Source organism: Methylibium petroleiphilum PM1, from assembly GCF_000015725.1.
Classification (GTDB): Bacteria; Pseudomonadota; Gammaproteobacteria; order Burkholderiales; family Burkholderiaceae_C; genus Methylibium; species Methylibium petroleiphilum.
In genome coordinates, this window is the sequence record NC_008825.1 from 3,978,832 (window position 1) to 4,000,434 (window position 21,603).

Sequence of the window (21,603 nt, forward strand, 5' to 3'; positions counted from 1 at the left end):
CCGTCACCCGGCGGCGCGCGGGTTACCCCCCGTCGACCGCCCGCCGAAGATCGCGGTGCCGACCCGCACGAGCGTCGCGCCCTCCAGCACCGCGGCCTCGAGGTCGGCGGTCATCCCCATGGACAGCGTGTCGAGCGCCAGGCCTCCCGCCTGAAGGCGTTCCAGCAGTTCGTGCAGCGCGCGGTGCGGCCGGCGCTGGGCGCTCAGATCGCCGGCCGGCTCGGGAATCGCCATCAGCCCGCGCAGCCGCAGCCGCGGCAGCGTCGCGACCGCCCGCGCCACCTCCTCCACCTCGTCCGGCGCCAGACCGCTCTTGCTGGCTTCGCCGCTGACGTTGACCTGCAGGCAGACCTGCAAGGGCGGCAGCGCGTCCGGCCGCTGCTCGGACAGCCGCTGGGCGATCTTCAGCCGGTCGACCGAGTGCACCCAGTCGAAGGCCTCGGCCACCGCGCGCGTCTTGTTGCTCTGCAGCGGACCGATCAGATGCCATTCGAGGCGAGCGCGAACGTCGGCCAGCGCGGCCATCTTGTCGAGCGCTTCCTGCACGTAGTTCTCGCCGAACCGCGTCTGCCCGGCCGCCAGGGCCTCGCGCACGGTGTCGGCGCCGAACGTCTTGCTGACCGCCAGCAGCGTGACGCTTGCCACGGGACGCCCCGCTGCGTCACAGGCGCGTGCGATGCGCCCGCTCACTTCTTGTATCTTGCTCGCTATCGTCGCCATAATCCCTCGACCCTCTGCCGCATGGTGAGCGCTGCGCTCCCCACACCACCCCATGGACATCACCCAACTGCTGGCGTTCTCGGTCAAGAACAAGGCCTCGGACCTGCACTTGTCCTCCGGACTGCCGCCGATGATCCGGGTGCACGGCGACGTGCGGCGCATCAACGTGGACCCTCTGGACCACAAGAACGTGCACGACATGGTGTACGACATCATGAACGATGCGCAGCGCAAGGCCTACGAGGAGACGCTGGAATGCGACTTCTCGTTCGAGATCCAGGGCCTGGCGCGCTTCCGGGTCAACGCCTTCAATCAGAACCGCGGCGCGGGCGCGGTATTCCGCACCATCCCGAGCAAGATCCTGACGCTCGAGCAGTTGAACGCGCCGAAGATCTTCGCCGATCTGGCCCTCAAGCCGCGCGGCCTGGTGCTGGTCACCGGCCCCACCGGCTCGGGCAAGAGCACCACGCTCGCCGGCATGGTGAACCACCTCAACGAGAACGAGTACGGCCATATCCTGACCGTCGAGGATCCGATCGAGTTCGTGCACGAGTCCAAGCGCTGCCTGATCAACCAGCGCGAGGTCGGACCGCACACGCTGTCCTTCAGCAACGCGCTGCGCTCGGCGCTGCGCGAGGATCCGGACGCGATCCTGGTCGGCGAAATGCGCGACCTCGAGACCATCCGCCTCGCGCTGACCGCGGCCGAAACCGGCCACCTGGTGTTCGGCACCTTGCACACCAGCAGCGCGGCCAAGACCATCGACCGCGTGATCGACGTGTTCCCCGCCGCCGAGAAGGACATGGTGCGCGCGATGCTGTCGGAGTCGCTGATCGGCGTGATCTCGCAGACGCTGTGCAAGCTCAAGGACGGCTCGGGCCGCGTGGCGGCGCACGAGATCATGCTGGGCACGCCGGCCATCCGCAACCTGATCCGCGAGGCCAAGGTCGCGCAGATGTACAGCTCGATCCAGACCGGCAACAGCATGGGCATGCAGACACTGGACCAGAACCTGACGGACCTGGTGCGCCGCAACCTCATCACGCCGGCAGAGGCACGCGGCAAGGCCAAGCTGCCCGAGAACTTCCCGGGCTGATCCCGGGCCCAGCCCCGTCGTCCGCAGAGCGCTCACCGTGAAAAAGCAGCTCGATCGACCGGGGAGCCCTGCGGTTTCTGCCGAAGGCGCCCCGTCAGACGACGGTGAGGAACGCGCGACCGCCACGGTCGATTGGGATGCCCGGGCCCGGCAGGCCGGGGCTCAGCCCTTCGACGAGCGCCGCGCCTGCGATCTGTTCGTGCAGCTGTGGGAGGCCGAGACGCATCTGGTCGGCCTGAGCCCCCCCGAACTGGGCCGCATCGCCGAACACTTCCGCCATTTCACGGTACCGGCCGGCCAGGAGGTGATCGGCCAGGACGAGCAGGGCAACTACCTGCTGGTGGTGCTGGAAGGCCGGGTCGGCGTCGAGCGCGTGCAGCGCGGCGGCGGCCGGGTCCGCGTGGCCGAGGCTCGCGCCGGGGACATGCTGGGTGAGATGTCGGTGCTGGACGCCGGCTCCCGCTTTTCCGCCTGCACCACGCTCACTCCCTGCATCGTGGCCGTGCTCGACGCCCGGCGCCTCGACGCGATGATGGCGAACGAGCCGCGGCTCGCCATGGCCCTGCTGGCCTCGCTCGCGCGGCGCCTGTCCTTGCGCCTGCGCCAGGTGAGCGCCCGGCTGTCTGCTTTGTTGTCCGGTGGCTGAGCAGCAAGCGCTGCGGCCTCAGAAAATCTCCAAGGGAGGAACTCATGGAACGCGATCAAGCGTCGAAATTCGTCAACGACCTGCTGCGCCTGCTGGTCGCCCGCAACGGCTCCGATCTGTTCCTGACGGCCGACTTTCCTCCGGCGGTCAAGGTCGACGGCCGCGTCACCAAGGTATCGCCGCAGCCGCTGACGCCGCAACACACGATGGCCCTGGCGCGTTCGATCATGAACGACAAGCAGGCGGCCGAGTTCGAACGCACCAAGGAGTGCAATTTCGCGATCGCGCCGACCGGCATCGGCCGCTTCCGGGTCAATGCCTTCGTGCAGCAGGGCTGCGTGGGCCTCGTGCTGCGGACGATCCCGCAGACGCTGCCGACGATCGACTCACTCGGCCTGCCGCAGGTGCTGAAGGACGTCGCCTCGACCAAGCGCGGGCTGGTGATCTTCGTCGGCGCCACCGGCTCGGGCAAGAGCACCTCGCTGGCCGCGATGGTGGACTACCGCAACGAGAACTCCTACGGCCACATCATCACCATCGAGGACCCGGTGGAGTTCGTGCACCCGCACAAGAACTGCATCGTGACGCAGCGTGAGGTCGGCATCGATACCGACGACTGGGCCCCGGCGCTGAAGAACACGCTGCGCCAGGCGCCCGACGTGATCCTGATGGGCGAGATCCGCGACCGCGAGACCATGGAACACGCGGTGGCCTTCGCCGAGACCGGCCACCTGTGCATGGCGACGCTGCACGCCAACAGCGCCAACCAGGCGCTCGACCGCATCATCAACTTCTTCCCCGAGGAGCGGCGCGCGCAGCTGCTGATGGACCTGTCGCTGAACCTCAAGGCGCTCGTGTCGCAGCGCCTGCTGGCGCGCCAGGAAGGCCGTGGCCGCGTCGCGGCGATCGAGATCCTGCTGAACACGCCGTTGATCTCCGACCTGATCTTCAAGGGCGAGGTGGCCGAGATCAAGGAAATCATGAAGAAGAGCCGCGAGCTCGGCATGCAGACCTTCGACCAGAGCCTGTTCGACCTGTACGAGGGCCAGCTGGTCACCTACGAGGATGCCCTGCGCAACGCCGATTCGGTCAACGACCTGCGTCTGCAGATCAAGCTCAACAGCAACCGGGCGCGCAACTCCGACCTGGCCTCGGGCACCGAGCACCTGACCATCGTCTGAGTAACCCGCGGCCTGCCCGGCCGCGGTGGTTTGAGCGATCATGGCGGTGTAGAACGGCCTCGTTTGGAGGCCGTTGCCTTTTCGGAGACGCTCGATGACCAGCAAGACCTACGATCCGGTTCCCTCGCAGCGCGTGGCCTTCCTCGGCCTGGGCGTGATGGGCCACCCCATGGCCGGCCACCTGGCGCGCGCCGGCCACAGCGTGTGCGTCTACAACCGCACCGCGGCCAAGGCCCAGGCCTGGGTGAACGAGTACGGCGGCCGTTCGGCGCCGACGCCCTGCGCCGCGGCGCAGGACGCCGACATCGTGTTCGCCTGCGTCGGCAACGATGCCGATCTCCGTTCGGTGACGACCGGTGCCGACGGAGCCTTCCAGGCCATGAAGGCAGGCGCCGTGTTCGTGGACCACACCACCGCGTCGGCCGACATCGCGCGCGAACTGGCGGCGGCGGCACGCGCGCGCGGCCTGGGCTTCGTCGATGCCCCGGTCTCGGGTGGCAACCTCGGCGCGATCAATGGCGCGCTCACGGTGATGTGCGGCGGCGATGCGGCCGACTTCGCGAAGATCCAGCCGGTGGCGATGGCCTTCTCGAAGGCCGTCACGCTGCTCGGCGAGGCCGGCGCCGGCCAGTTAGCGAAGATGGTGAACCAGATCGCGATCGCCGGCCTGGTGCAGGGCCTCAGCGAGGCGATCGCCTTCGGTCAGAAGGCCGGGCTGGACATGAAGGCCGTGCTCGGCGTGATCGGCAAGGGCGCGGCGCAGAGCTGGCAGATGGACAACCGCGGCCCGACGATGGTCGACGGCAAGTTCGACTTCGGTTTCGCGGTGGACTGGATGCGCAAGGACCTTGGGCTTTGCCTGGACGAGGCGAAACGCAACGGCGCCCGGCTGCCGGTGACGGCGTTGGTCGATCAGTTCTATGCGGACGTGCAGGCCGACGACGGCGGCCGCCGCGACACCTCGAGCCTGATCCAGCGCCTGAAGTAGCCCACGCGGAGACCGACCGCGTCGCGGTCGCGACCTCTCAGGGGGCCGGAGCGGTCGGCGCGTTCTTCGGCACCGTCTGCGCTAGCTCGGCCTCGGTGATGATCTCGAAGGCCTTGACGACCTTCACGACCCCGGAGACGCCGCGGGCGATCGCCACGCCGCGGTCGGCCTCGCGTTCCGTGACGCGACCCATCAGGTAGACGATGCCACGGTCGGTGACCACCTTGTAGGCATTGGCGAAGATGTCGCGCGCATCGACGTAGCTCGCCTTCACCTTGCTCGTGATCAGCGCGTCGTTCGAGCGGTCGACCAGCGAGGTCGTCGGGCCGATCGCCAGTTCGTTCAGCAGGGAGCGGACGTTCTCGAGCTTCGAGACCGCGGCCTCGACGGCCGCCTTGTCGGCCTCGGTCGGCACTTCGCCGGTCAGCAACACCGTGCGATTGAAGCTGGTCAGGCTGACCCGGCCGCGTTCGCCGATGGCCTCCTTGACCCGCGCCGCGCCTTTCAGCTCGATGCCCTGGTCTTCAAGCTGCGCCCCCGACGTGCGACGGTCGCTGTAGACCAGTGCACTGCCGACGGCCGCACCACCGATCAGCAGCGCACAGCCGCCCAAGGCGCCGGAGAGCGAGATGCAGGCCAATGCGGCCAGCGCAACGCGACGGAGCGTGCGAGGGGCCCGGGTTGCCGCCTGGGCAGGCGAAGGAGAGGTTCGTGAGGTCATGTCAGGTCCTGTTCACCGAGCAGTTGCACGTCGACCGCGTCGCACAGACAGTGGATCGCGAGGATGTGCACTTCCTGTATGCGCGCCGTGCGCTCGTGCGGCACGCAGATGTGTACGTCGGTCTCGGTCAGGCGAGCACCGAGCTTGCCGCCGCCCCGCCCGGTGAGGGCGATGACGGTCATGTCCTTGTCGTGGGCCGCGTCCACCGCGGCCACCACGTTGGCCGAGTTGCCGCTCGTCGTGATGGCCAGCAACACGTCACCGGGATTGCCGAGCGCCTGCACCTGCTTGGCGTAGATCGCGGAGAAATCGTAGTCGTTGCCGAGCGCGGTGATGATGGAGGTGTCGGTGTTCAGCGCGATCGCGGCCAGCCCGGGACGCTCGCGCTCGAAGCGGCCGACGAACTCGGCCGCGAAATGCTGCGCGTCGCTGGCGGAGCCCCCGTTGCCACAGGCCAGCACCTTGCCGCCGGCGGTGATGCAGCCGAGCACGGCCTGAACCGCATCGGCTATCGGCTTGCTCAACACCTCGGCCGCCTGATTCTTCAGGTCGGCACTGTCGAAGAAGTGCCGCTGGATTCGTTGTTCAAGCATGCCCATGATGATATGACACGCTTTCGCGGGCCCGGGTTCCGTGAGCCGCCTCGTGCCGGTCGGTCGAGGGGGTCAGGACGCGTCGAAGGCCGCGCGCAGCCACGCGATGTGTTCCCCTTCGATCGCCACCACGTCGAAGCGACAGGGCGGCGGCGAGGCAAAGCGCATCAGGTAGTGGCGCGCGGCGCGCACGATCCGCTGCTGCTTCACGCCCGATACGGTGGCCGCAGCGCCGCCGTGCGATCGGGTGGCCCGCGTACGCACCTCGACGAACACCAGCGTGCCATCGCGATCCCTCAGCACGAGGTCGATCTCGCCACCTCGCACGCGCGGGCCGCCGGCGACTCGATAATTGCGCTCCACGAGCTTCAGCCCGGCGCGCAGCAGGTAGGCCAGCGCCCGGTCCTCGCCCCCGTCTCCCACCGCCTTGGTCGTGACCATCGACGCCCCGTTGATCCAGCAAGCTGCCGCCAGCGCGGCCGGCGCGCAGCAGTATCCCAAAGCCACGCTCTACGTCGTGGCCACGCCCATCGGCAATCTGGCCGACCTGACGCTGCGCGCGATCCATGCGCTCGGACTGGTCGACGCCGTGGCCTGCGAGGACACGCGCGTCACCGCACCGCTGCTGCGTCACCTGGGACTCGACAAGCCGCTGATCGCGCTGCACGAGCACAACGAGGCCCAGGCCGCCGGCGTGGTGATTGAGCGGCTGGTGCGCGGCGAGCGCGTCGCCTACGTCAGCGATGCCGGCACGCCGGCCGTCAGCGATCCCGGCGCGCGGCTGGTGGCCGCGGTGCGTGCCGCCGGCCACCGCGTGCTGCCGCTGCCGGGGCCCAGCAGCGTCACCACCGCGCTCAGCGCGGCCGGTGACACGCAGGGCGAGGGCTTCCGCTTCGTCGGCTTCCTCTCCAGCAAGGCCGTCGAGCGCACGGCCCAGTTGCGGGAACTGGCCACGCGACCGGAGACGACCGTGCTGTTCGAGGCGCCGCACCGCATTGCCGCGCTGGCCGGCGCCCTGGCCGAGGTGATGCCGGCACGATCGCTGAGCCTGTGTCGCGAGCTGACCAAGCAGTTCGAGCACGTCGAGACCCTGGACGCCGAGGCCTTGCCGGGCTGGCTGGCGGCCGACCCGCACCGCCTCCGCGGCGAGTTCGTCCTCGTGCTGCACGCCCTGCCGGCTGCGGCCGCCGAAGACGGCCCGATGATCGCCAGCGCCGAGCGGCTGTTGCGCACCCTGGTCGCGGCACTGCCGCTGAAGCAGGCCGTGGCACTGACGGCCGAGGCCACCGGCGCCCCCCGCAATGCCCTCTACGAGCGGGCGCTGCAACTGAGATCCGGGGCGCCGACCGAGGACGACGACGCCTGAGCCTCGCTTCATCCCTTGGTCGGGACGGCCTGGCGATCGTGCTTCTGGTGCCGGATGTCGCGGCTGGCGCGGTTCTGCATGTTCGTCAGGCGCTTGCGTTCCGCGGGAGTCACATCACCGTCGGCCTTGGCTCGGCTTTCCGCCTTGCCGATGTGGGCCTGTTCCTTCTCGAGCCGGTAGGTCTCCCAGGGCGTCAGCGCGCCGGAGCCCACGCCCTGCTGAATGCGCTGCTCCTGCCGCTGCTCGCGCTGGTCGATGCGCGGCGTGGCGGTCACGCCTTGCGCAAAGCTGGCGCCCGCGGCGGCCAGCAGGACGGCACTCAACAGGACGGGAATGGTTTTCATTGCACTGGCTCCTTGCTCGGTCAAAGGTGGGAAGATGCTCCCCTCCTTCCAACGCCGAGGCTGCAAGGCCGTGCACCCGTCCACCGCGCGAATCGGTAAAGATTGGTGAAGCGTGTGACATCCCCTGCTACCTAGAATCGATATCCCATGATCTCGCGCGAACCCACCCTCGAACGCCTGGCCGTCGCTCGCCAGGTGCTGCTCGAACCCTTCGGCCTCGACGAGGCCAAGCTCGCCAACGCGCTGCGCGTGATCGGCGAGCACCGCATCGACGATGCCGACCTCTACTTCCAGTACACGCGCAGCGAGGGCTGGAGCCTGGAGGAGGGCATCGTCAAGAGCGGCAGCTTCGGCATCGACCAGGGCGTCGGTGTGCGCGCCGTGGCCGGCGAGAAGACCGCCTTCGCCTACAGCGACGACATCTCTGAAGCTGCCCTGCTGGACGCGGCGCGCACGGTGCGCACCATTGCGGCCTCGGGGATGAGCCGCTCGGTCAAGGTCGGCGGCGCGCCGAAGATCGCGGGCAGCCGCGTGCTGTACGCGCCGATGGACCCGATCGCGACGCTCGACAGCACACAGAAGGTGGCCTTGCTTGAGCGGGCGGAAAAGTTGGCGCGCGCGCGCGACCCGCGCGTGGTGCAGGTGATGGCCGGCCTGGCCGGTGAGTACGACGTGGTGCTGGTGGCCCGCGCCGATGGCACGGTCGCGGCCGACGTGCGTCCGCTCGTGCGCCTGAGCCTCACCGTGATCGCCGAGCAGAACGGCCGCCGCGAGATGGGCTCGGGCGGCGGAGGCGGGCGCTTCGGGCTTGGCTATTTTCGCGATGACGTGATCGCCGGCTACGTGGACCAGGCCGTCAACGCCGCATTGACGAACCTCGAGAGCCGCCCCGCACCGGCCGGCGAGATGACCGTGGTGCTGGGCCCGGGCTGGCCCGGCATCCTGCTGCACGAGGCCATCGGCCACGGCCTCGAAGGCGACTTCAACCGCAAGGGCTCCAGCGCCTTCAGCGGCAAGATCGGCAAGCGCGTCGCGGCCAAGGGCGTGACCGTGCTCGACGACGGCACCCTGCCCGACCGGCGCGGTTCGCTGAACGTCGACGACGAGGGCAACCCGAGCCAGCGCAACGTGCTGATCGAGGACGGCATCCTGAAGGGCTACATCCAGGATTCGATGAATGCGCGGCTGATGAAGGTCAAGCCGACCGGCAACGGCCGGCGCGAGAGCTACGCGCATGTGCCGATGCCGCGCATGACCAACACCTACATGCTGGGCGGCGACAAGAGCAGGGACGAGATCGTCGCAAGCATGAAGAAGGGCTTGTACGCCACCAACTTCGGTGGCGGCCAGGTCGACATCACGAGCGGCAAGTTCGTGTTCTCGGCCAGCGAGGCCTTCTGGGTCGAGAACGGCCGAGTCCAGTACCCGGTGAAGGGCGCCACCATCATCGGCAACGGCCCGGACGCATTGACGCGCGTGAAGATGATCGGCAACGACCTGCAGCTCGATACGGGCGTGGGCACCTGCGGCAAGGAAGGCCAGAGCGTGCCGGTCGGCGTCGGCCAGCCGACGCTGCGCATCGACGGGCTCACCGTGGGGGGTACGGCTTGACCTCAGCCGAGTCGCCGGCGACGGTGACCCTGGCGGACGTCGAGGCCGCTGCACGCCGGCTGGCCGGACAGGTGCTCGACACACCGTGTGTCGAGTCGAAGACGCTGTCCGAGATCACCGGCGCGCAGGTCTTCCTGAAGTTCGAGAACCTGCAGTTCACCGCTTCCTTCAAGGAGCGCGGCGCGTTGAACAAGCTGCTGGCGCTGGTCGCCGCGCGCGACGACGGCACCGCCGCGTTGAAGGGCGTGATCGCCGCCTCCGCCGGCAACCATGCGCAGGGCGTGGCGCATCACGCGCAGCGGCTGGGCCTGCGCGCGGTCATCGTGATGCCCCGGCACACGCCGACGGTGAAGGTCGAGCGCACGCGCGGCTTCGGTGCCGAGGTGCTGCTGCACGGCGAGAGCTTCGACGAGGCTCGCGCGCACGCGCTGGAGGTGGCCGCGGCGCAGGGCCTGAGCTTCGTGCACCCCTTCGACGATCCGCTGGTGATCGCCGGCCAGGGCACGATCGGCCTGGAGATGCTGCGCGCGCAACCGACGCTCGACACTCTGGTCATCGCCGTCGGCGGCGGCGGGCTGATCTCCGGCATCGCGACCGTCGCCCGGGCGCTGAAGCCCGGGCTGGAGATCGTCGGGGTGCAGACGGCGCGCTTTCCGGCGATGGTGAACCTCGTCAAGGGCCGCACCCATCCGCAAGGCACCAGCACGATCGCCGAGGGCATTGCCGTCGGTGAGCCGGGGCGGATCACGCGGGCGATCGTTCGCGACCTCGTCGACGACATGGTGCTGGTGGACGAAGCGGACATCGAGCATGCCCTGGTGATGCTGCTGGAGATCGAGAAGACGCTGGTCGAGGGGGCCGGCGCCGCGGGTCTGGCTGCGCTGCTGAAGGCGCCCGGGCGCTACGCCGGGCGACGCGTGGGCCTGGTGCTGTGCGGCGGCAACATCGATCCGCTGCTGCTGTCGGCGATCATCGAGCGCGGCATGGTGCGGGCGGGGCGGCTGGCACGCATCCGCGTCGACGCGCGCGACGCCCCCGGCGCGCTGGCGCGCATCACCGCCACCGTGGCCGAGGCCGGCGCGAACATCGAGGAAGTGCATCACCAGCGGGCCTTCACCACGCTGTCGGCGCAGAACGCCGAGGTGGAGTTGGTGTTGCAGACGCGCAATCACGCCCATATCGGCGCAGTGATCGCGTCCCTGGTGGCTCAGGGGTTCGAGGCCAAGGCCTACTGATCCGGCCGGACGACGATCGAGCGGCGCATGCGGCCCAACCTCGGCGTCGTGCTACATTTCGCTCCCATGCGCTTCAACGCCTACTTTTTTGCGTACTTTTGGTTCTCGCACCGCCCCGGCGGAGGAGAGGCCCGCGCATCAGCGTAAAAGCAGCGCAAGCCGAATCTCAAACCGCCGGGCCCAACCCGGCGGTTTTTTTTCGACCGTTCGCCCCCCGCCAGACCGCCCAGGAGAAACATCGATGAATGCCCTGTCCGCCAACGTTCCCGAGGGTTGGGCCGCGCCCGCCGACAAGACCAGCCAGACCGATGACGAACGGATCGAGGACGTGATGCCACTGCCGCCGCCCGAGCACCTGATCCGCTTCTTCCCGGTGCGCGGCACGCCCGTCGAGGAGCTGGTGTCCAGCACCCGCCGCCGCATCCGCGACATCATGCGCGGCAATGACGACCGCCTGCTGGTCATCATGGGCCCGTGCTCGATCCACGACCCGGTGGCGGCGGTGGACTACGCGCGCAAGCTCAAGGCCCAGCGCGACAAGTACGCCGACACGCTGGAGATCGTGATGCGCGTGTACTTCGAGAAGCCGCGCACCACCGTCGGCTGGAAGGGCCTGATCAATGACCCCTACCTCGACGAGAGCTTCCGCATCGACGAAGGCCTGCGCATTGCGCGCCAGCTGCTGCTGGAGATCGGCCGCCTCGGGCTGCCGGCCGGCAGCGAGTTCCTCGACGTGATCTCGCCGCAGTACATCGGCGACCTGATCTCCTGGGGCGCCATCGGTGCGCGCACCACCGAAAGCCAGGTCCACCGCGAGCTCGCCTCGGGCATCAGCGCGCCGATCGGCTTCAAGAACGGCACCGACGGCAACATCAAGATCGCCACGGACGCCATCCAGTCCGCCAGCCGGCCGCACCACTTCCTGTCGGTGCACAAGAACGGCCAGGTCGCGATCGTCGAGACCCGCGGCAACGCCGATTGCCACGTCATCCTGCGCGGCGGCAAGACGCCGAACTACGACGCCAGCAGTGTCGGGGCGGCCTGCGCCGAACTCGGCAAGGCCGGGCTGCCGGCCTCGCTGATGGTCGACTGCTCCCACGCCAACAGCAGCAAGCAGCACCAGAAGCAGATCGACGTGGCGCGCGACGTCGCCGACCAGTTGGCCGGCGGCAGCCGCCAGGTCTTCGGCGTGATGGTCGAGAGCCACCTGAGCGCCGGCGCCCAGAAGTTCAGCGCGGGCAAGGACGACCCGGCGAAGCTCGCCTACGGCCAGAGCATCACGGACGCCTGCATCGGCTGGGACGATTCACTGGAGGTGCTGGGCGTGCTCAGCGCCGCGGTGGCGGCCCGGCGCGGACGGGGCTGAACGACTCCGCGAGACAACCGGGTTACATCACACGGGCCACGTCAACAAAGTGAGCGCATGCAAACGAGAGTAAGCGAAGCCGCCGTCAAGTAACGGAGGCAAGCTGCCGCAAGAGTGCTGGCCGGAAACCCTGGTCGGCGCTTGAATGGAGGTTCCAGAACTTCCTGCGAAGGAAACCTCCATGAATCGCTCTCGCATCACCCCATCCATCCAGACCCAGGCGCGTCAGGTCATCGAGATCACCGTGGTCAGTCTGGCGCTCGCCGGCACCGTGGGTTTCGCCAACCTGGCTCAGGCGCAGACGGCTCCAACCGACAAGTCGAGCGACGTGACGGCACAGCAGGCTTTCAAGCGTGCCGATGTCGACACCGACAACAAGCTGAGCCCCGCCGAAGCGGCGAAGCTGCCCGCGATCGCCCAGCGCTTCAAGTCGCTCGACACCGACCGCGACGGTTTCCTCAGCGCCGAGGAGTTCATGGCCGGCAGCAAGGCCCCGCAATGAGGCCGCTGGCCGGTTGAGCGGGCGGCGTCAGTCCGGGGTCTCGAGCCTCGGGCTGCGCCAGTAAACGTCGTCGCCGCCCAGGCCGTCGAGGTTGGCCCGGTTGAGCACGCGGGCCAGCACGAACAGCAGATCGCTCAGCCGGTTCAGGTACTGGCGGGGCGCAGATCGCACCGCGCCCGGCTCGGCGTTGGCAAGTGCTACCACGGCCCGCTCCGCGCGGCGCGCCACAGTGCGGCCGAGGTGGGCGATCGAGGCGCTGCGCGTGCCGGCCGGCAGGATGAATTCCTTCAGCCGCGGCAACGCGGCGTTGTGCTCGGCCAATGCGTCGTCCAGCGCCGCCACCGCCTCGTCCTTCAGCAGGGTGTAGCCGGGAATCGACAGCTCGCCGCCCAGATTGAACAGCTCGTGCTGCACCGCCACCAGCAACACGCGCAGCGCGTCGGGCAAGGGCTCGCACAGCAACAGGCCGAGCAGCGAATTGAGTTCGTCGACGTCGCCCATGGCCTGCACGCGCAGGTGGTCCTTGGCCACACGGGTGCCGTCGCCGAGCCCGGTGGTCCCGTCGTCGCCGGTGCGCGTTGCGATCTGTGTCAGTCGATTGCCCATCACGCGATGCTAGCGGACTCGGGGCCGCAGCAGTCCGGCTTCCTTGTTTCTAGAATGGCCCACGGCTCCGAGCCGTCGAGAGGAGACACGATGAACGCCCCGATCGATCTGTTGCCCCGAATCGCACGGCGGCCCATGCCGGCGGCGATGCTCGCCGCGCTGAAGGCTCACTTCGGAGAGCGCTGTTCCACGGCACAGGCCATTCGCGAGCAGCACGGGCGCGACGAATCGCCGTTCGACGTGCCGGCACCCGATGCCGTCGTGTTCGCGACGAGCAACGACGACGTCGTGGCGCTGGTGGCACTGGCGCAGTCGCATGGCGTGCCGGTGATCCCGTTCGGCATCGGCTCCTCGCTCGAAGGCCACCTGCTGGCGGTGCAGGGCGGTGTCAGCGTCGACCTGTCGCGCATGAACCAGGTGTTGCGCGTGAACGCGGAAGACCTGACCGTCACCGTGCAGGCCGGCGTGACCCGCAAGCAGCTCAACGAGGCGCTGCGCCATGACGGGCTGTTCTTTCCGATCGACCCGGGCGCCGACGCCACGCTCGGCGGCATGTGCGCCACCCGCGCCAGCGGCACGAACGCGGTGCGCTACGGCACGATGCGGGAGAACGTGCTCGGCCTCACCGTGGTCACGGCGAACGGAGAGCTGATCCACACCGGCTCGCGGGCGCGCAAGTCGTCGGCGGGCTACGACTTGACGCGGTTGTTCGTCGGCAGCGAAGGAACGCTCGGCGTGATCACCGAGATCACGTTGAAGCTCTACCCCCTGCCGGAAGCCGTCAGCGCGGCGGTCTGCCATTTCCCGACCATCGACGCGGCGGTGCGCAGCACCATCCAGGTCATCCAGATGGGCGTGCCGATCGCGCGCTGCGAGTTGCTCGACGTGCACGCGGTGCGGGCCGTCAACGCACACGACCACCTCGGGCTGCGCGAGGCGCCGATGCTGCTGATGGAGTTCCACGGCAGCCCGGCGGGCGTGCAGGAGCAGGCGGAGACGGTACAGGCCCTCACGACCGACCTCGGCGGCGAGGACTTCCAGTGGGCTACCACGCCCGAAGAGCGCACGCGGCTGTGGACCGCCCGCCACCATGCCTACTTCTCGGCGCTGCAGACCCGGCCCGGCTGCCGTGCCGTGACGACCGACACCTGCGTGCCGATCTCGCGCCTGGCCGAATGCATCAACGAGACGGTTGCCGAGGCCGACGCGAGCGGCATTCCCTACTTCATCGTCGGTCACGTCGGCGACGGCAATTTCCACGTCGGCTACCTGATCGATCCGACGGCGCCGGGTGAGCGCGCCGAGGCGGAGCGCCTGAACCAGTTGCTGGTGGCACGCGCACTGCGGCTCGAAGGAACCTGCACCGGCGAACACGGCATCGGCCTGCACAAGATGGGCTTCCTGCTCGACGAGGCCGGCGCCGGCGGCGTGGCGCTGATGCGGCAGATCAAGCATGCGCTGGACCCCGGCAACATCATGAACCCCGGGAAGATCTTCACGTGGTGAGACACGTCGACCGCAAAGTCGTCTCTCCAGGCCGCCTCCCAGCACCGACGCTGCCCAGGTGCGCCGCGGCATGAACACCTCGGCCTTCATCGCGCTGGCACTCACGCGTCCCGGCCTCGTGGGCGCGGTCGCGCCGTCCTCGCGGCGGCTGGCGCAGGCCATGGCGTCGCAGATCGGCGATGCCGGCGCCCTGATCGAGCTCGGCGCGGGCACCGGCGCCGTGACCTCCGCGCTGCGGCACGCCGCGCCTGGAACTCCGCTACTGGCCGTCGAGCTGCAGTCCGATCTCGCGAGCGGCCTGCGGCGGCGCTTCCCCGACATCGAGGTGGCCTGCGCTCCCGCGCACGAGGTGCTGGCGCGGCATGCGCACGCTCCTGTCGACACGATGCTGGTCTCGTCGCTGCCGTTCAGAAGCCTGCCCGAGCCGATGCGCAGGACCACGCTGGCGGCATTGCTTCAGTTCATCGAGGCCCACCCGACGCGACGCATGGTCCAGTACACCTACCAGCCGCGTGCTCCATTCGAGCTGCCGGCTCGCAGCTCGCTGCGCTGGTCGCTGCGCGACGTGGTGTGGGGCAACCTGCCGCCCGCAGGCGTCTGGGTGCTGGGCGGCGACGGCGCCTGAAGTGCGGCGGTCCGATCGACCGCCTCGCCGGCAAAGCTCACGTCAGACACAGCTCCACGCAATTGCGGCCCTGCGCCTTGGCATGGGTGAGGCCACGATGGGCGCGCCGCGTCAACGCGATCGGCTCGATGTCGGCCGCATGCACTGCCACCGCGACGCCTATGCTCGCCGTCAACGGCTCGACCACCCAGGGCACCGCGGCCAGGGCGACGCGCATGCGCTCGGCTGCCGCCATCGCACCGCCCGTGTCGGTCGACGGCAGCAACACGCTGAACTCGCCGGCCCCGCAATGCGCAAGCACGTCATGGCCGCGCAGGCTGCCTTCGAGGCCCTGCGCCGCCTGTCGCAGCGCCTCGTCGCCGACCGGGTGGCCGTGCAGATCGTTGAAATGCTTGAAGTGATCCAGATCGACGGCCAGCAGCGCGAGATCGCCTCCATGGCGGCTCCAGCGCGTCCACTCCTGCGCGAGCCGGCGCTCGAAGGCCGTGCGATTCCACAGGCCGGTCACCTCGTCGGTGTTGCCCTGCAGATCCAGCAAGGCGCTGGCACGGCGCAGCTCGAGTTGAGCCACCGCCTGTTCGGCCAGCAGGCGCAACGCGTGCTGCTGGCGTGACGACAGGCTGCGCGCGGTCCGATCCAGCACGCACAGCGTGCCGACAGCCCAGCCCTGAGGCGTGACGAGCGGCGCACCGGCGTAGGTGTGCCATCCGCCGGCCGCGCCGAGCGCCGGATGGGCCGCGAAGCGAGGATCGCCGGCCGGGTCGGCCAGCAGGAGTCTGTCGTCAGCCTGTTCGATGGCCTGCGCGCAAGGCGCATGGGTGCGAGGTGCACTGTCGCCCTCGAAGCCGGTCTGTGCCTTGAACCAGAGGCGGTCCCGATCGACCAGCGAGATCAGCGACGCCTGCGTGTCGCAGATACAGGCCGCGAGCTCGGTGATCGCATCGAACGCCGGCTCCGAACCGGTCTCGAGGACCCCGTAGCGATAGAGCGCCGCGAGACGCTGCGACTCCGCTTCGGCCGGCGACATCGCGGCACCCGACCACGCGCCAGCGATCGTCGTTCCAGAGGACACCTGGGCCATGAGACTCTCCTCGCTCGCTCGCGCCACCGCCACGGCGGCAGCCCTGCCTTCACGCGACGCCGGCCGATGCGCGGCGTCTACCCGGGCCGCCCCAACGCGGCCTGCTGCGTGAATGTGTGCCGCGCCGGTCAATTCGGCGGCGCCGGCACCGTCCACTTTCTGGTGATCTCGCCGGCGCCGTCGGCGCTCTCGAGGTGCACGTCGAAACCCCACAGTCGGGCCACGTGCTTGAGCACCTCGGTCGTCTGCTCGTTCAGCGGACGATCGTTGTGCTGGGTGTGACGCAGGACCAGCGAGCGATCGCCACGAAGGTTGACGTTCCAGACCTGGATGTTGGGCTCGCGCTGGCCGAGGTCGTACTGGTGCGACAGCGCCTCACGCAGACGTCGGTAGCCGGACTCATCGTGGATCGCAGAGATCTCGAGCTCGGATTCCTTCTCGTCGTCGAGCACCGCGAACAGCCGCAGCTCGCGCATCAGCCGCGGCGACAGGTACTGACCGATGAAGCTCTCGTCCTTGAAGTTGCGCATCGCGTGATCGAGCGTGACCAGCCAGTCGGCGCCGGCAATCTCGGGGAACCAGTGGCGGTCTTCGTCGCTGGGCGATTCGCAGATGCGCTTGAGATCGGTGTACATCGCGAAACCGAGCGCATAGGGGTTGATGCCGCTGAAGGCCGGGTGACCGACCGGGGGCTGGTAGATCACGTTGGTATGAGACTTCAGCCACTCGACCATCATGCCGTCGGCCAGGTGGCCGTTGTCGTACATCGTGTTGAGCAGGCGGTGATGCCAGAAGGTGGCCCACCCTTCGTTCATCACCTGGGTCTGGCGCTGCGGGTAGAAGTACTGCGCCACCTTGCGCACGATGCGCACCACCTCGCGCTGCCAGGGTTCGAGCAGCGGCGCGTTCTTCTCGATGAAGTACAGCAGGTTCTCCTGCGGCTCGGCCGGGTAGCGCTGCGCGTTGGCTTCCTCGGCAGCAGGTTCGGCGCGCCGTGGCAGCGTGCGCCACATGTCGTTGACCTGCTGCTGCGCGTAGGCCTCGCGCTCGGCACGGCGCGTCTGTTCCTGCGCCAGCGAAAGCTTGGTGGGGCGGCGATAGCGGTCCACGCCGTGGTTCATCAAGGCATGGCAGCTGTCGAGCAGATCCTCCACCGCGTCGAGGCCGCGCCGCTCCTCGCATTCGGCGATGTAGTTCTTGGCGTAGACCAGGTAGTCGATGATCGACGACGCGTCGGTCCACATGCGGAACAGGTAGTTGCCCTTGAAGAAGCTGTTGTGCCCGTAGGCGGCGTGCGCGATCACCAGCGCCTGCATCGCCAGCGAGTTCTCCTCCATCAGGTAGCTGATGCAGGGGTTGGAATTGATGACGATCTCGTAGGCCAGGCCCATGTGGCCGCGACGGTAGTTCTTCTCGGTGGCGATGAACTCCTTGCCGTAGCTCCAGTGCCGGTAGTTCACCGGCATGCCCACCGACGCGTAGGCGTCCATCATCTGCTCGGCCGTGATGATCTCGAGCTGGTTGGGATAGGTGTCCAGGCCATAGCCCCTCGCCGTCTCGCGGATCACGTCGTGGTATTGGTCGATCAGCTCGAAGGTCCAGTCGCTCGAGCTCGGCAACGACGTCTTGGCCCGCGGACTCGCGACGATGTCGCTCGCAGCGCGGACGCGCCCCACCGCCGGCACGTCGGACTCGGTGAACAGGTCGGGTGTCGCAACCGACGCCGCCTCTCGCTTGCGTGTCATGACGACTCCTTGCCCGGCCAAACGCTCATGTCGCGCCCTCCTTCTTGAACAGATCACGAAAGACGGGGTAGATCTGCGAAGGCTCGAGCACCTTGCGCATCGCGAAGTGCGGGTTCGTCCGGGCGACCTGTGCGTACTCTTCCCACAGGTTCTGCTCGGGTTCGGCCACCTGCACGTAGGCGAAGTAGCGGCACAGCGGCAGCAATTGCGTGGACACGATCTCGCGGCAGCGGCCGCTGTCGTGATGCCAGTTGTCGCCGTCGCTGGCCTGCGCACCGTAGATGTTCCACTCGCTGGTCGGGTAGCGTGCGCGGACGATCTCCTCCATCAACACCAGGGCGCTGGAGACCACGGTACCGCCGGTTTCGGTCGAGTGGAAGAAGCCTTCTTCGTCGACCTCCTGCGCCTGCGTGTGATGGCGGATGAAGACCACGTCGATCTTCTCGTAGTGGCGCGTCAGGAACAGGTAGAGCAGGATGAAGAAGCGCTTCGACAGGTCCTTGCGCGCTTCGTCCATCGAGCCCGACACGTCCATCAGGCAGAACATCACCGCCTTGGTGGTGGGAACCGGCACCTTGACGCGGCTGCGAAAGCGCAAGTCGATCGGGTCGAGGAAGGGGATGCGTGCGACCTTCTGGCGCAGCAGCTCGATGCGGCCCTCCAGGTCCTTGATCTCGCGCTGCCGCAAGGCATGGCCCGGGTCGAGGTCGACGCCGCCGGTGTCGAGCCGCGAACGCTGCTTCAGGCTCGCGAGCTGGGCCTCCAGGTGCCGCAGCTCTCGTCGCGCATCGGCGCCGAGCGCGATGCGTCGGCCGATCGCGCCGCGCATCGAACGCACCACGTGCAGATTGCTCTGCGTGCCGTCGCTGGTGAAGCCGGCTCGCTGGTTCTTGAACTCTGGTGTTTCGGCCAGCTGCGTCTTCACGAGGTTGGGCAGTGCCAGGTCGTCGAAGAAGACCTGCATGAACTCTTCCTTGCTCAGGTGGAAGACGAAGTCGTCCTCGCCCTCGCCCGAGTCGCTGGCCTGCGACCCGCCGCCCTGCCCGCCGCCGCCCTCGGGTCGCTTGATGCGGTCGCCGCGCACGTACTCCTTGTTGCCCGGATGCACCATCTCGCGCTTGCCGCCGGAACCGTGCCCGAACAGCGGCTCGGAGACGTCGCGCTTGGGCAGCGTGATGTCCTCGCCTTGCTCGATGTCGCGGATGCCGCGGCCGCTGACCGCCTTGCGCACGGCCTCTCGAATCTGCGCCTTGTGTCGGCGCAGGAAACGCTCGCGGTTGCCGATCGACTTGTTCTTGCCTGCGAGCCTGCGATCGATGATCTGCTGAAGCGCCATGCGTTGTGCTCGAAGTGGAGGTCGCTGTCAGCGCCTGGGGCGACGACGCTGCTCGCGTTTCCCAGCTTTCATCATGAACTCTTTCTCACACGCAGGTACCACTCGCACAGCAGGCGCACCTGCTTGGGCGTGTAGCCCTTCTGCACCATGCGGTTCACGAAGTCCTCGTGCTTCTTCGCCTCGTCGGCACTGGCTTTCGCGTTGAAGCTGATCACCGGCAGCAGTTCCTCGGTGTTCGAGAACATCTTCTTCTCGATCACCGTGCGCAGCTTCTCGTAGCTCGTCCACAACGGGTTGTTGCCGGCATTGTTGGCACGGGCGCGCAGCACGAAGTTGACGATCTCGTTGCGGAAGTCCTTCGGGTTGGCGATGCCCGCCGGCTTCTCGATCTTCTCGAGCTCGGCGTTCAACGAGCCCCGGTCGAACACCTCGCCGGTGTCGGTGTCACGGTACTCCTGGTCCTGGATCCAGTAGTCGGCGTAGGTCACGTAGCGGTCGAAGATGTTCTGGCCGTACTCGGAGTAGCTCTCGAGGTAGGCGGTCTGGATCTCCTTGCCGATGAACTCGGCGTAGCGCGCCGCCAGGAACTCCTTGATGAAGCCGAGGTACTTCTGCTCGGTCTCGGTGGGGAACTGCTCGCGCTCGATCTGCTGCTCCAGCACGTACATCAGATGCACCGGGTTCGCTGCGACTTCCGACGAGTCGAAGTTGAACACCTTGGACAGGATCTTGAAGGCAAAGCGCGTCGAGATGCCGCTCATGCCCTCGTCGACGCCGGCGTAGTCGCGGTACTCCTGGTAGCTCTTGGCCTTGGGATCGGTGTCCTTGAGGCTCTCACCGTCATAGACCAGCGCCTTGCTGAACAGCGAAGAGTTCTCCGGCTCCTTCAGGCGCGACAGCACCGCGAACTGCGCCATCATCTTCAATGTGCCGGGCGCGCACTTCGCCTCGCTGAGCGAGGAGCCTCGAATCAGCTTGTCGTAGATCTTGATCTCTTCAGTGATGCGCAGGCAGTACGGCACCTTGACGATGTAGATGCGGTCGAGGAAGGCTTCGTTGTTCTTGTTGTTGCGGAAGGTCTTCCACTCGCTCTCGTTGCTGTGCGCGAGGATGATGCCGTCGAAGGGGATCGCGCCGAAACCCTCGGTCCCCTTGTAGTTGCCTTCCTGGGTCGCCGTCAGCAGCGGGTGCAGCACCTTGATCGGCGCCTTGAACATCTCGACGAACTCGAGCAGACCCTGGTTGGCCAGGCACAGGCCGCCGGAGTAGCTGTAGGCGTCGGGATCGTCCTGTGCATAGGTCTCGAGCTTGCGGATGTCGACCTTGCCGACCAGCGAGCTGATGTCCTGGTTGTTCTCGTCGCCCGGCTCGGTCTTGGCAACGCCGACCTGCTTCAGGATCGACGGATAGCGCTTCACGACTCTGAACTGTCGGATGTCGCCGCCGTACTCGTCGAGCCGTTTCACGGCCCAGGGCGACAGGATGCGGTTCAAATAGCGCCGCGGGATGCCGTACTCCTTCTCCAGGATGGGGCCGTCCTCGGCCATGTCGAACAGGCCGAGCGGCGATTCGTTCACCGGCGAGCCCTTGATGGCGTAGAACGGCACTTCCTGCATCAGGTGCTTCAGCCGTTCGGCGATCGAACTCTTGCCGCCGCCCACCGGTCCCAGCAGGTAGAGGATCTGCTTCTTCTCCTCGAGCCCCTGCGCCGCGTGGCGGAAGTAGGAGACGACCTGTTCGATCGAATCTTCCATGCCGTAGAACTCGGCGAAGGCCGGATAGCGCTTGATCACCTTGTTCGCGAACAGGCGCGACATGCGCGGATCGTTGCGGGTGTCCACGAGTTCGGGTTCGCCGATGGCCTTGAGCATGCGCTCGGCCGCCGTGGCATAGGCCACCGGCTCACGCCGGCAGATGTCGAGGTACTCCTCGAGCGTGAACTCTTCCTCGCGGCTGCGCTCGTAGCGCGCTGCAAAGCTGCTGATCACATCCATCACGTCCTCCGTTCCAGATTCGGGAGGCGGCGTCGCCACGTGGTCGGCCTGTCACCGGAGAGATCTCGGCTGGCCACTGTGCAGCGCTGCCTGCGGTTATCGATCAAGCGGTCTCGACGATCATGCATCCTTGTCTGGTGCGACGACAACAATACGAGGCACTTTCCGGGTCAATTGCAGGAATCGAGCCCTGCCACCGACTGTGCAAATAGCATGCCCCTTTCCGCCGCAATCCGCCAGTCATGGCGTGGGAGCCCTGCCGCGGGGAAGTGGTTCCCCCGATGAACGTGACGGCGCATGCCCGTTCAACGCCCGAGTGCGGGCAACGGTTCACCGTGCGC

21 protein-coding genes are annotated in these 21,603 nt (G+C 67.8%); 11 read left to right on the forward strand and 10 right to left on the reverse strand.

From position 1 onward, the window contains the following. Positions 1-3: 3 nt before the first annotated feature. The gene (locus MPE_RS18980; RefSeq protein ID WP_011831332.1) at positions 4-720 is read right to left on the reverse strand and encodes a YggS family pyridoxal phosphate-dependent enzyme; all 717 of its coding nucleotides are present in this window, start codon (positions 718-720) and stop codon (positions 4-6) included. A 52-nt stretch (positions 721-772) separates the two neighbouring features. Here MPE_RS18980 and MPE_RS18985 point away from each other — a divergent pair, with 52 nt between their 5' ends. The 4 genes from MPE_RS18985 to MPE_RS19000 all read left to right on the forward strand — a co-directional run bounded on the left by MPE_RS18985 (position 773) and on the right by MPE_RS19000 (position 4,631). Next, the gene (locus tag MPE_RS18985; RefSeq protein WP_011831333.1) at positions 773-1,816 is read left to right on the forward strand and encodes a type IV pilus twitching motility protein PilT; all 1,044 of its coding nucleotides are present in this window, start codon (positions 773-775) and stop codon (positions 1,814-1,816) included. A 37-nt stretch (positions 1,817-1,853) separates the two neighbouring features. Then, positions 1,854-2,462: a cyclic nucleotide-binding domain-containing protein gene (locus tag MPE_RS18990; protein WP_011831334.1), complete on the forward strand. Its 609-nt coding sequence runs from the start codon at positions 1,854-1,856 to the stop codon at positions 2,460-2,462. 44 nt (positions 2,463-2,506) lie between these two features. Beyond that, complete coding sequence (locus MPE_RS18995) at positions 2,507-3,643, forward strand: PilT/PilU family type 4a pilus ATPase (RefSeq protein WP_011831335.1); 1,137 nt, start codon at positions 2,507-2,509, stop codon at positions 3,641-3,643. A 94-nt stretch (positions 3,644-3,737) separates the two neighbouring features. After that, positions 3,738-4,631: an NAD(P)-dependent oxidoreductase gene (locus MPE_RS19000; protein ID WP_011831336.1), complete on the forward strand. Its 894-nt coding sequence runs from the start codon at positions 3,738-3,740 to the stop codon at positions 4,629-4,631. Positions 4,632-4,668: 37 nt separating this feature from the next. On the opposite strand, the gene MPE_RS19005 is transcribed toward MPE_RS19000, so the two are convergent. The 3 genes from MPE_RS19005 to MPE_RS19015 all read right to left on the reverse strand — a co-directional run bounded on the left by MPE_RS19005 (position 4,669) and on the right by MPE_RS19015 (position 6,386). Further along, positions 4,669-5,352 carry a BON domain-containing protein gene (locus MPE_RS19005; RefSeq protein WP_011831337.1) on the reverse strand — a complete coding sequence of 228 codons (684 nt, stop codon included), beginning with the start codon at positions 5,350-5,352 and terminating at the stop codon, positions 4,669-4,671. Further along, on the reverse strand, positions 5,349-5,945 hold the full coding sequence (locus MPE_RS19010; protein ID WP_036233929.1) for a phosphoheptose isomerase: 597 nt from the start codon (positions 5,943-5,945) through the stop codon (positions 5,349-5,351). The genes MPE_RS19005 and MPE_RS19010 overlap by 4 nt, the downstream gene beginning before the upstream one ends. Positions 5,946-6,017: 72 nt before the next feature. Further along, positions 6,018-6,386, reverse strand: coding sequence for a YraN family protein (locus MPE_RS19015; protein WP_011831339.1), 369 nt, complete (start codon positions 6,384-6,386; stop codon positions 6,018-6,020). On the opposite strand from MPE_RS19015, the gene rsmI reads away from it, so the two are divergent. Further along, on the forward strand, positions 6,379-7,311 hold the full coding sequence (rsmI, locus tag MPE_RS19020; RefSeq protein ID WP_041930319.1) for a 16S rRNA (cytidine(1402)-2'-O)-methyltransferase: 933 nt from the start codon (positions 6,379-6,381) through the stop codon (positions 7,309-7,311). The two genes, MPE_RS19015 and rsmI, sit on opposite strands and share 8 nt — an antisense overlap. Positions 7,312-7,319: 8 nt before the next feature. Here rsmI and MPE_RS19025 read toward each other — a convergent pair whose 3' ends face one another. Further along, on the reverse strand, positions 7,320-7,655 hold the full coding sequence (locus MPE_RS19025; RefSeq protein ID WP_011831341.1) for a hypothetical protein: 336 nt from the start codon (positions 7,653-7,655) through the stop codon (positions 7,320-7,322). A gap of 147 nt (positions 7,656-7,802) precedes the next feature. Between MPE_RS19025 and tldD the strand changes: the two genes are divergently transcribed. The 4 genes from tldD (at position 7,803) to MPE_RS22920 (ending at position 12,369) form a co-directional block, all read left to right on the forward strand. After that, the gene (gene tldD / locus MPE_RS19030; RefSeq protein WP_011831342.1) at positions 7,803-9,266 is read left to right on the forward strand and encodes a metalloprotease TldD; all 1,464 of its coding nucleotides are present in this window, start codon (positions 7,803-7,805) and stop codon (positions 9,264-9,266) included. Then, complete coding sequence (locus tag MPE_RS19035) at positions 9,263-10,501, forward strand: threonine ammonia-lyase (RefSeq protein ID WP_011831343.1); 1,239 nt, start codon at positions 9,263-9,265, stop codon at positions 10,499-10,501. Before tldD ends, MPE_RS19035 begins: the two co-directional genes overlap by 4 nt. 241 nt (positions 10,502-10,742) lie before the next feature. Beyond that, entirely contained in the window at positions 10,743-11,867 is a 1,125-nt protein-coding gene (locus MPE_RS19040) for a 3-deoxy-7-phosphoheptulonate synthase (RefSeq protein ID WP_011831344.1), read from the forward strand. Positions 11,868-12,048: 181 nt separating this feature from the next. Beyond that, positions 12,049-12,369: an EF-hand domain-containing protein gene (locus MPE_RS22920; RefSeq protein ID WP_011831345.1), complete on the forward strand. Its 321-nt coding sequence runs from the start codon at positions 12,049-12,051 to the stop codon at positions 12,367-12,369. A gap of 27 nt (positions 12,370-12,396) precedes the next feature. Here the strand turns inward: MPE_RS22920 and MPE_RS19050 are convergent, their stop codons facing one another. Next, entirely contained in the window at positions 12,397-12,975 is a 579-nt protein-coding gene (locus MPE_RS19050; protein ID WP_011831346.1) for a cob(I)yrinic acid a,c-diamide adenosyltransferase, read from the reverse strand. Between the two features lie 90 nt (positions 12,976-13,065). Between MPE_RS19050 and MPE_RS19055 the strand changes: the two genes are divergently transcribed. Both MPE_RS19055 and MPE_RS19060 read left to right on the forward strand, forming a co-directional pair. Then, on the forward strand, positions 13,066-14,481 hold the full coding sequence (locus MPE_RS19055; RefSeq protein ID WP_041929768.1) for an FAD-binding oxidoreductase: 1,416 nt from the start codon (positions 13,066-13,068) through the stop codon (positions 14,479-14,481). 70 nt (positions 14,482-14,551) lie between these two features. Beyond that, positions 14,552-15,106, forward strand: a complete 555-nt coding sequence (locus MPE_RS19060) for a class I SAM-dependent methyltransferase (RefSeq protein ID WP_011831348.1) — start codon at positions 14,552-14,554, stop codon at positions 15,104-15,106. Positions 15,107-15,143: 37 nt separating this feature from the next. Here the strand turns inward: MPE_RS19060 and MPE_RS19065 are convergent, their stop codons facing one another. From MPE_RS19065 to MPE_RS19080, 4 genes are all read right to left on the reverse strand, one after another. After that, a complete protein-coding gene (locus MPE_RS19065; RefSeq protein WP_011831349.1) occupies positions 15,144-16,187 on the reverse strand; it encodes a sensor domain-containing diguanylate cyclase in 1,044 nt (347 codons plus the stop codon). Positions 16,188-16,315: 128 nt separating this feature from the next. After that, the gene (locus MPE_RS19070) at positions 16,316-17,932 is read right to left on the reverse strand and encodes a SpoVR family protein (RefSeq protein WP_011831350.1); all 1,617 of its coding nucleotides are present in this window, start codon (positions 17,930-17,932) and stop codon (positions 16,316-16,318) included. A 25-nt stretch (positions 17,933-17,957) separates the two neighbouring features. Next, positions 17,958-19,268, reverse strand: coding sequence for a YeaH/YhbH family protein (locus MPE_RS19075; RefSeq protein WP_011831351.1), 1,311 nt, complete (start codon positions 19,266-19,268; stop codon positions 17,958-17,960). 71 nt (positions 19,269-19,339) lie between these two features. Continuing rightward, on the reverse strand, positions 19,340-21,262 hold the full coding sequence (locus tag MPE_RS19080) for a PrkA family serine protein kinase (protein ID WP_011831352.1): 1,923 nt from the start codon (positions 21,260-21,262) through the stop codon (positions 19,340-19,342). Between the last annotated feature and the right edge of the window lie 341 nt (positions 21,263-21,603).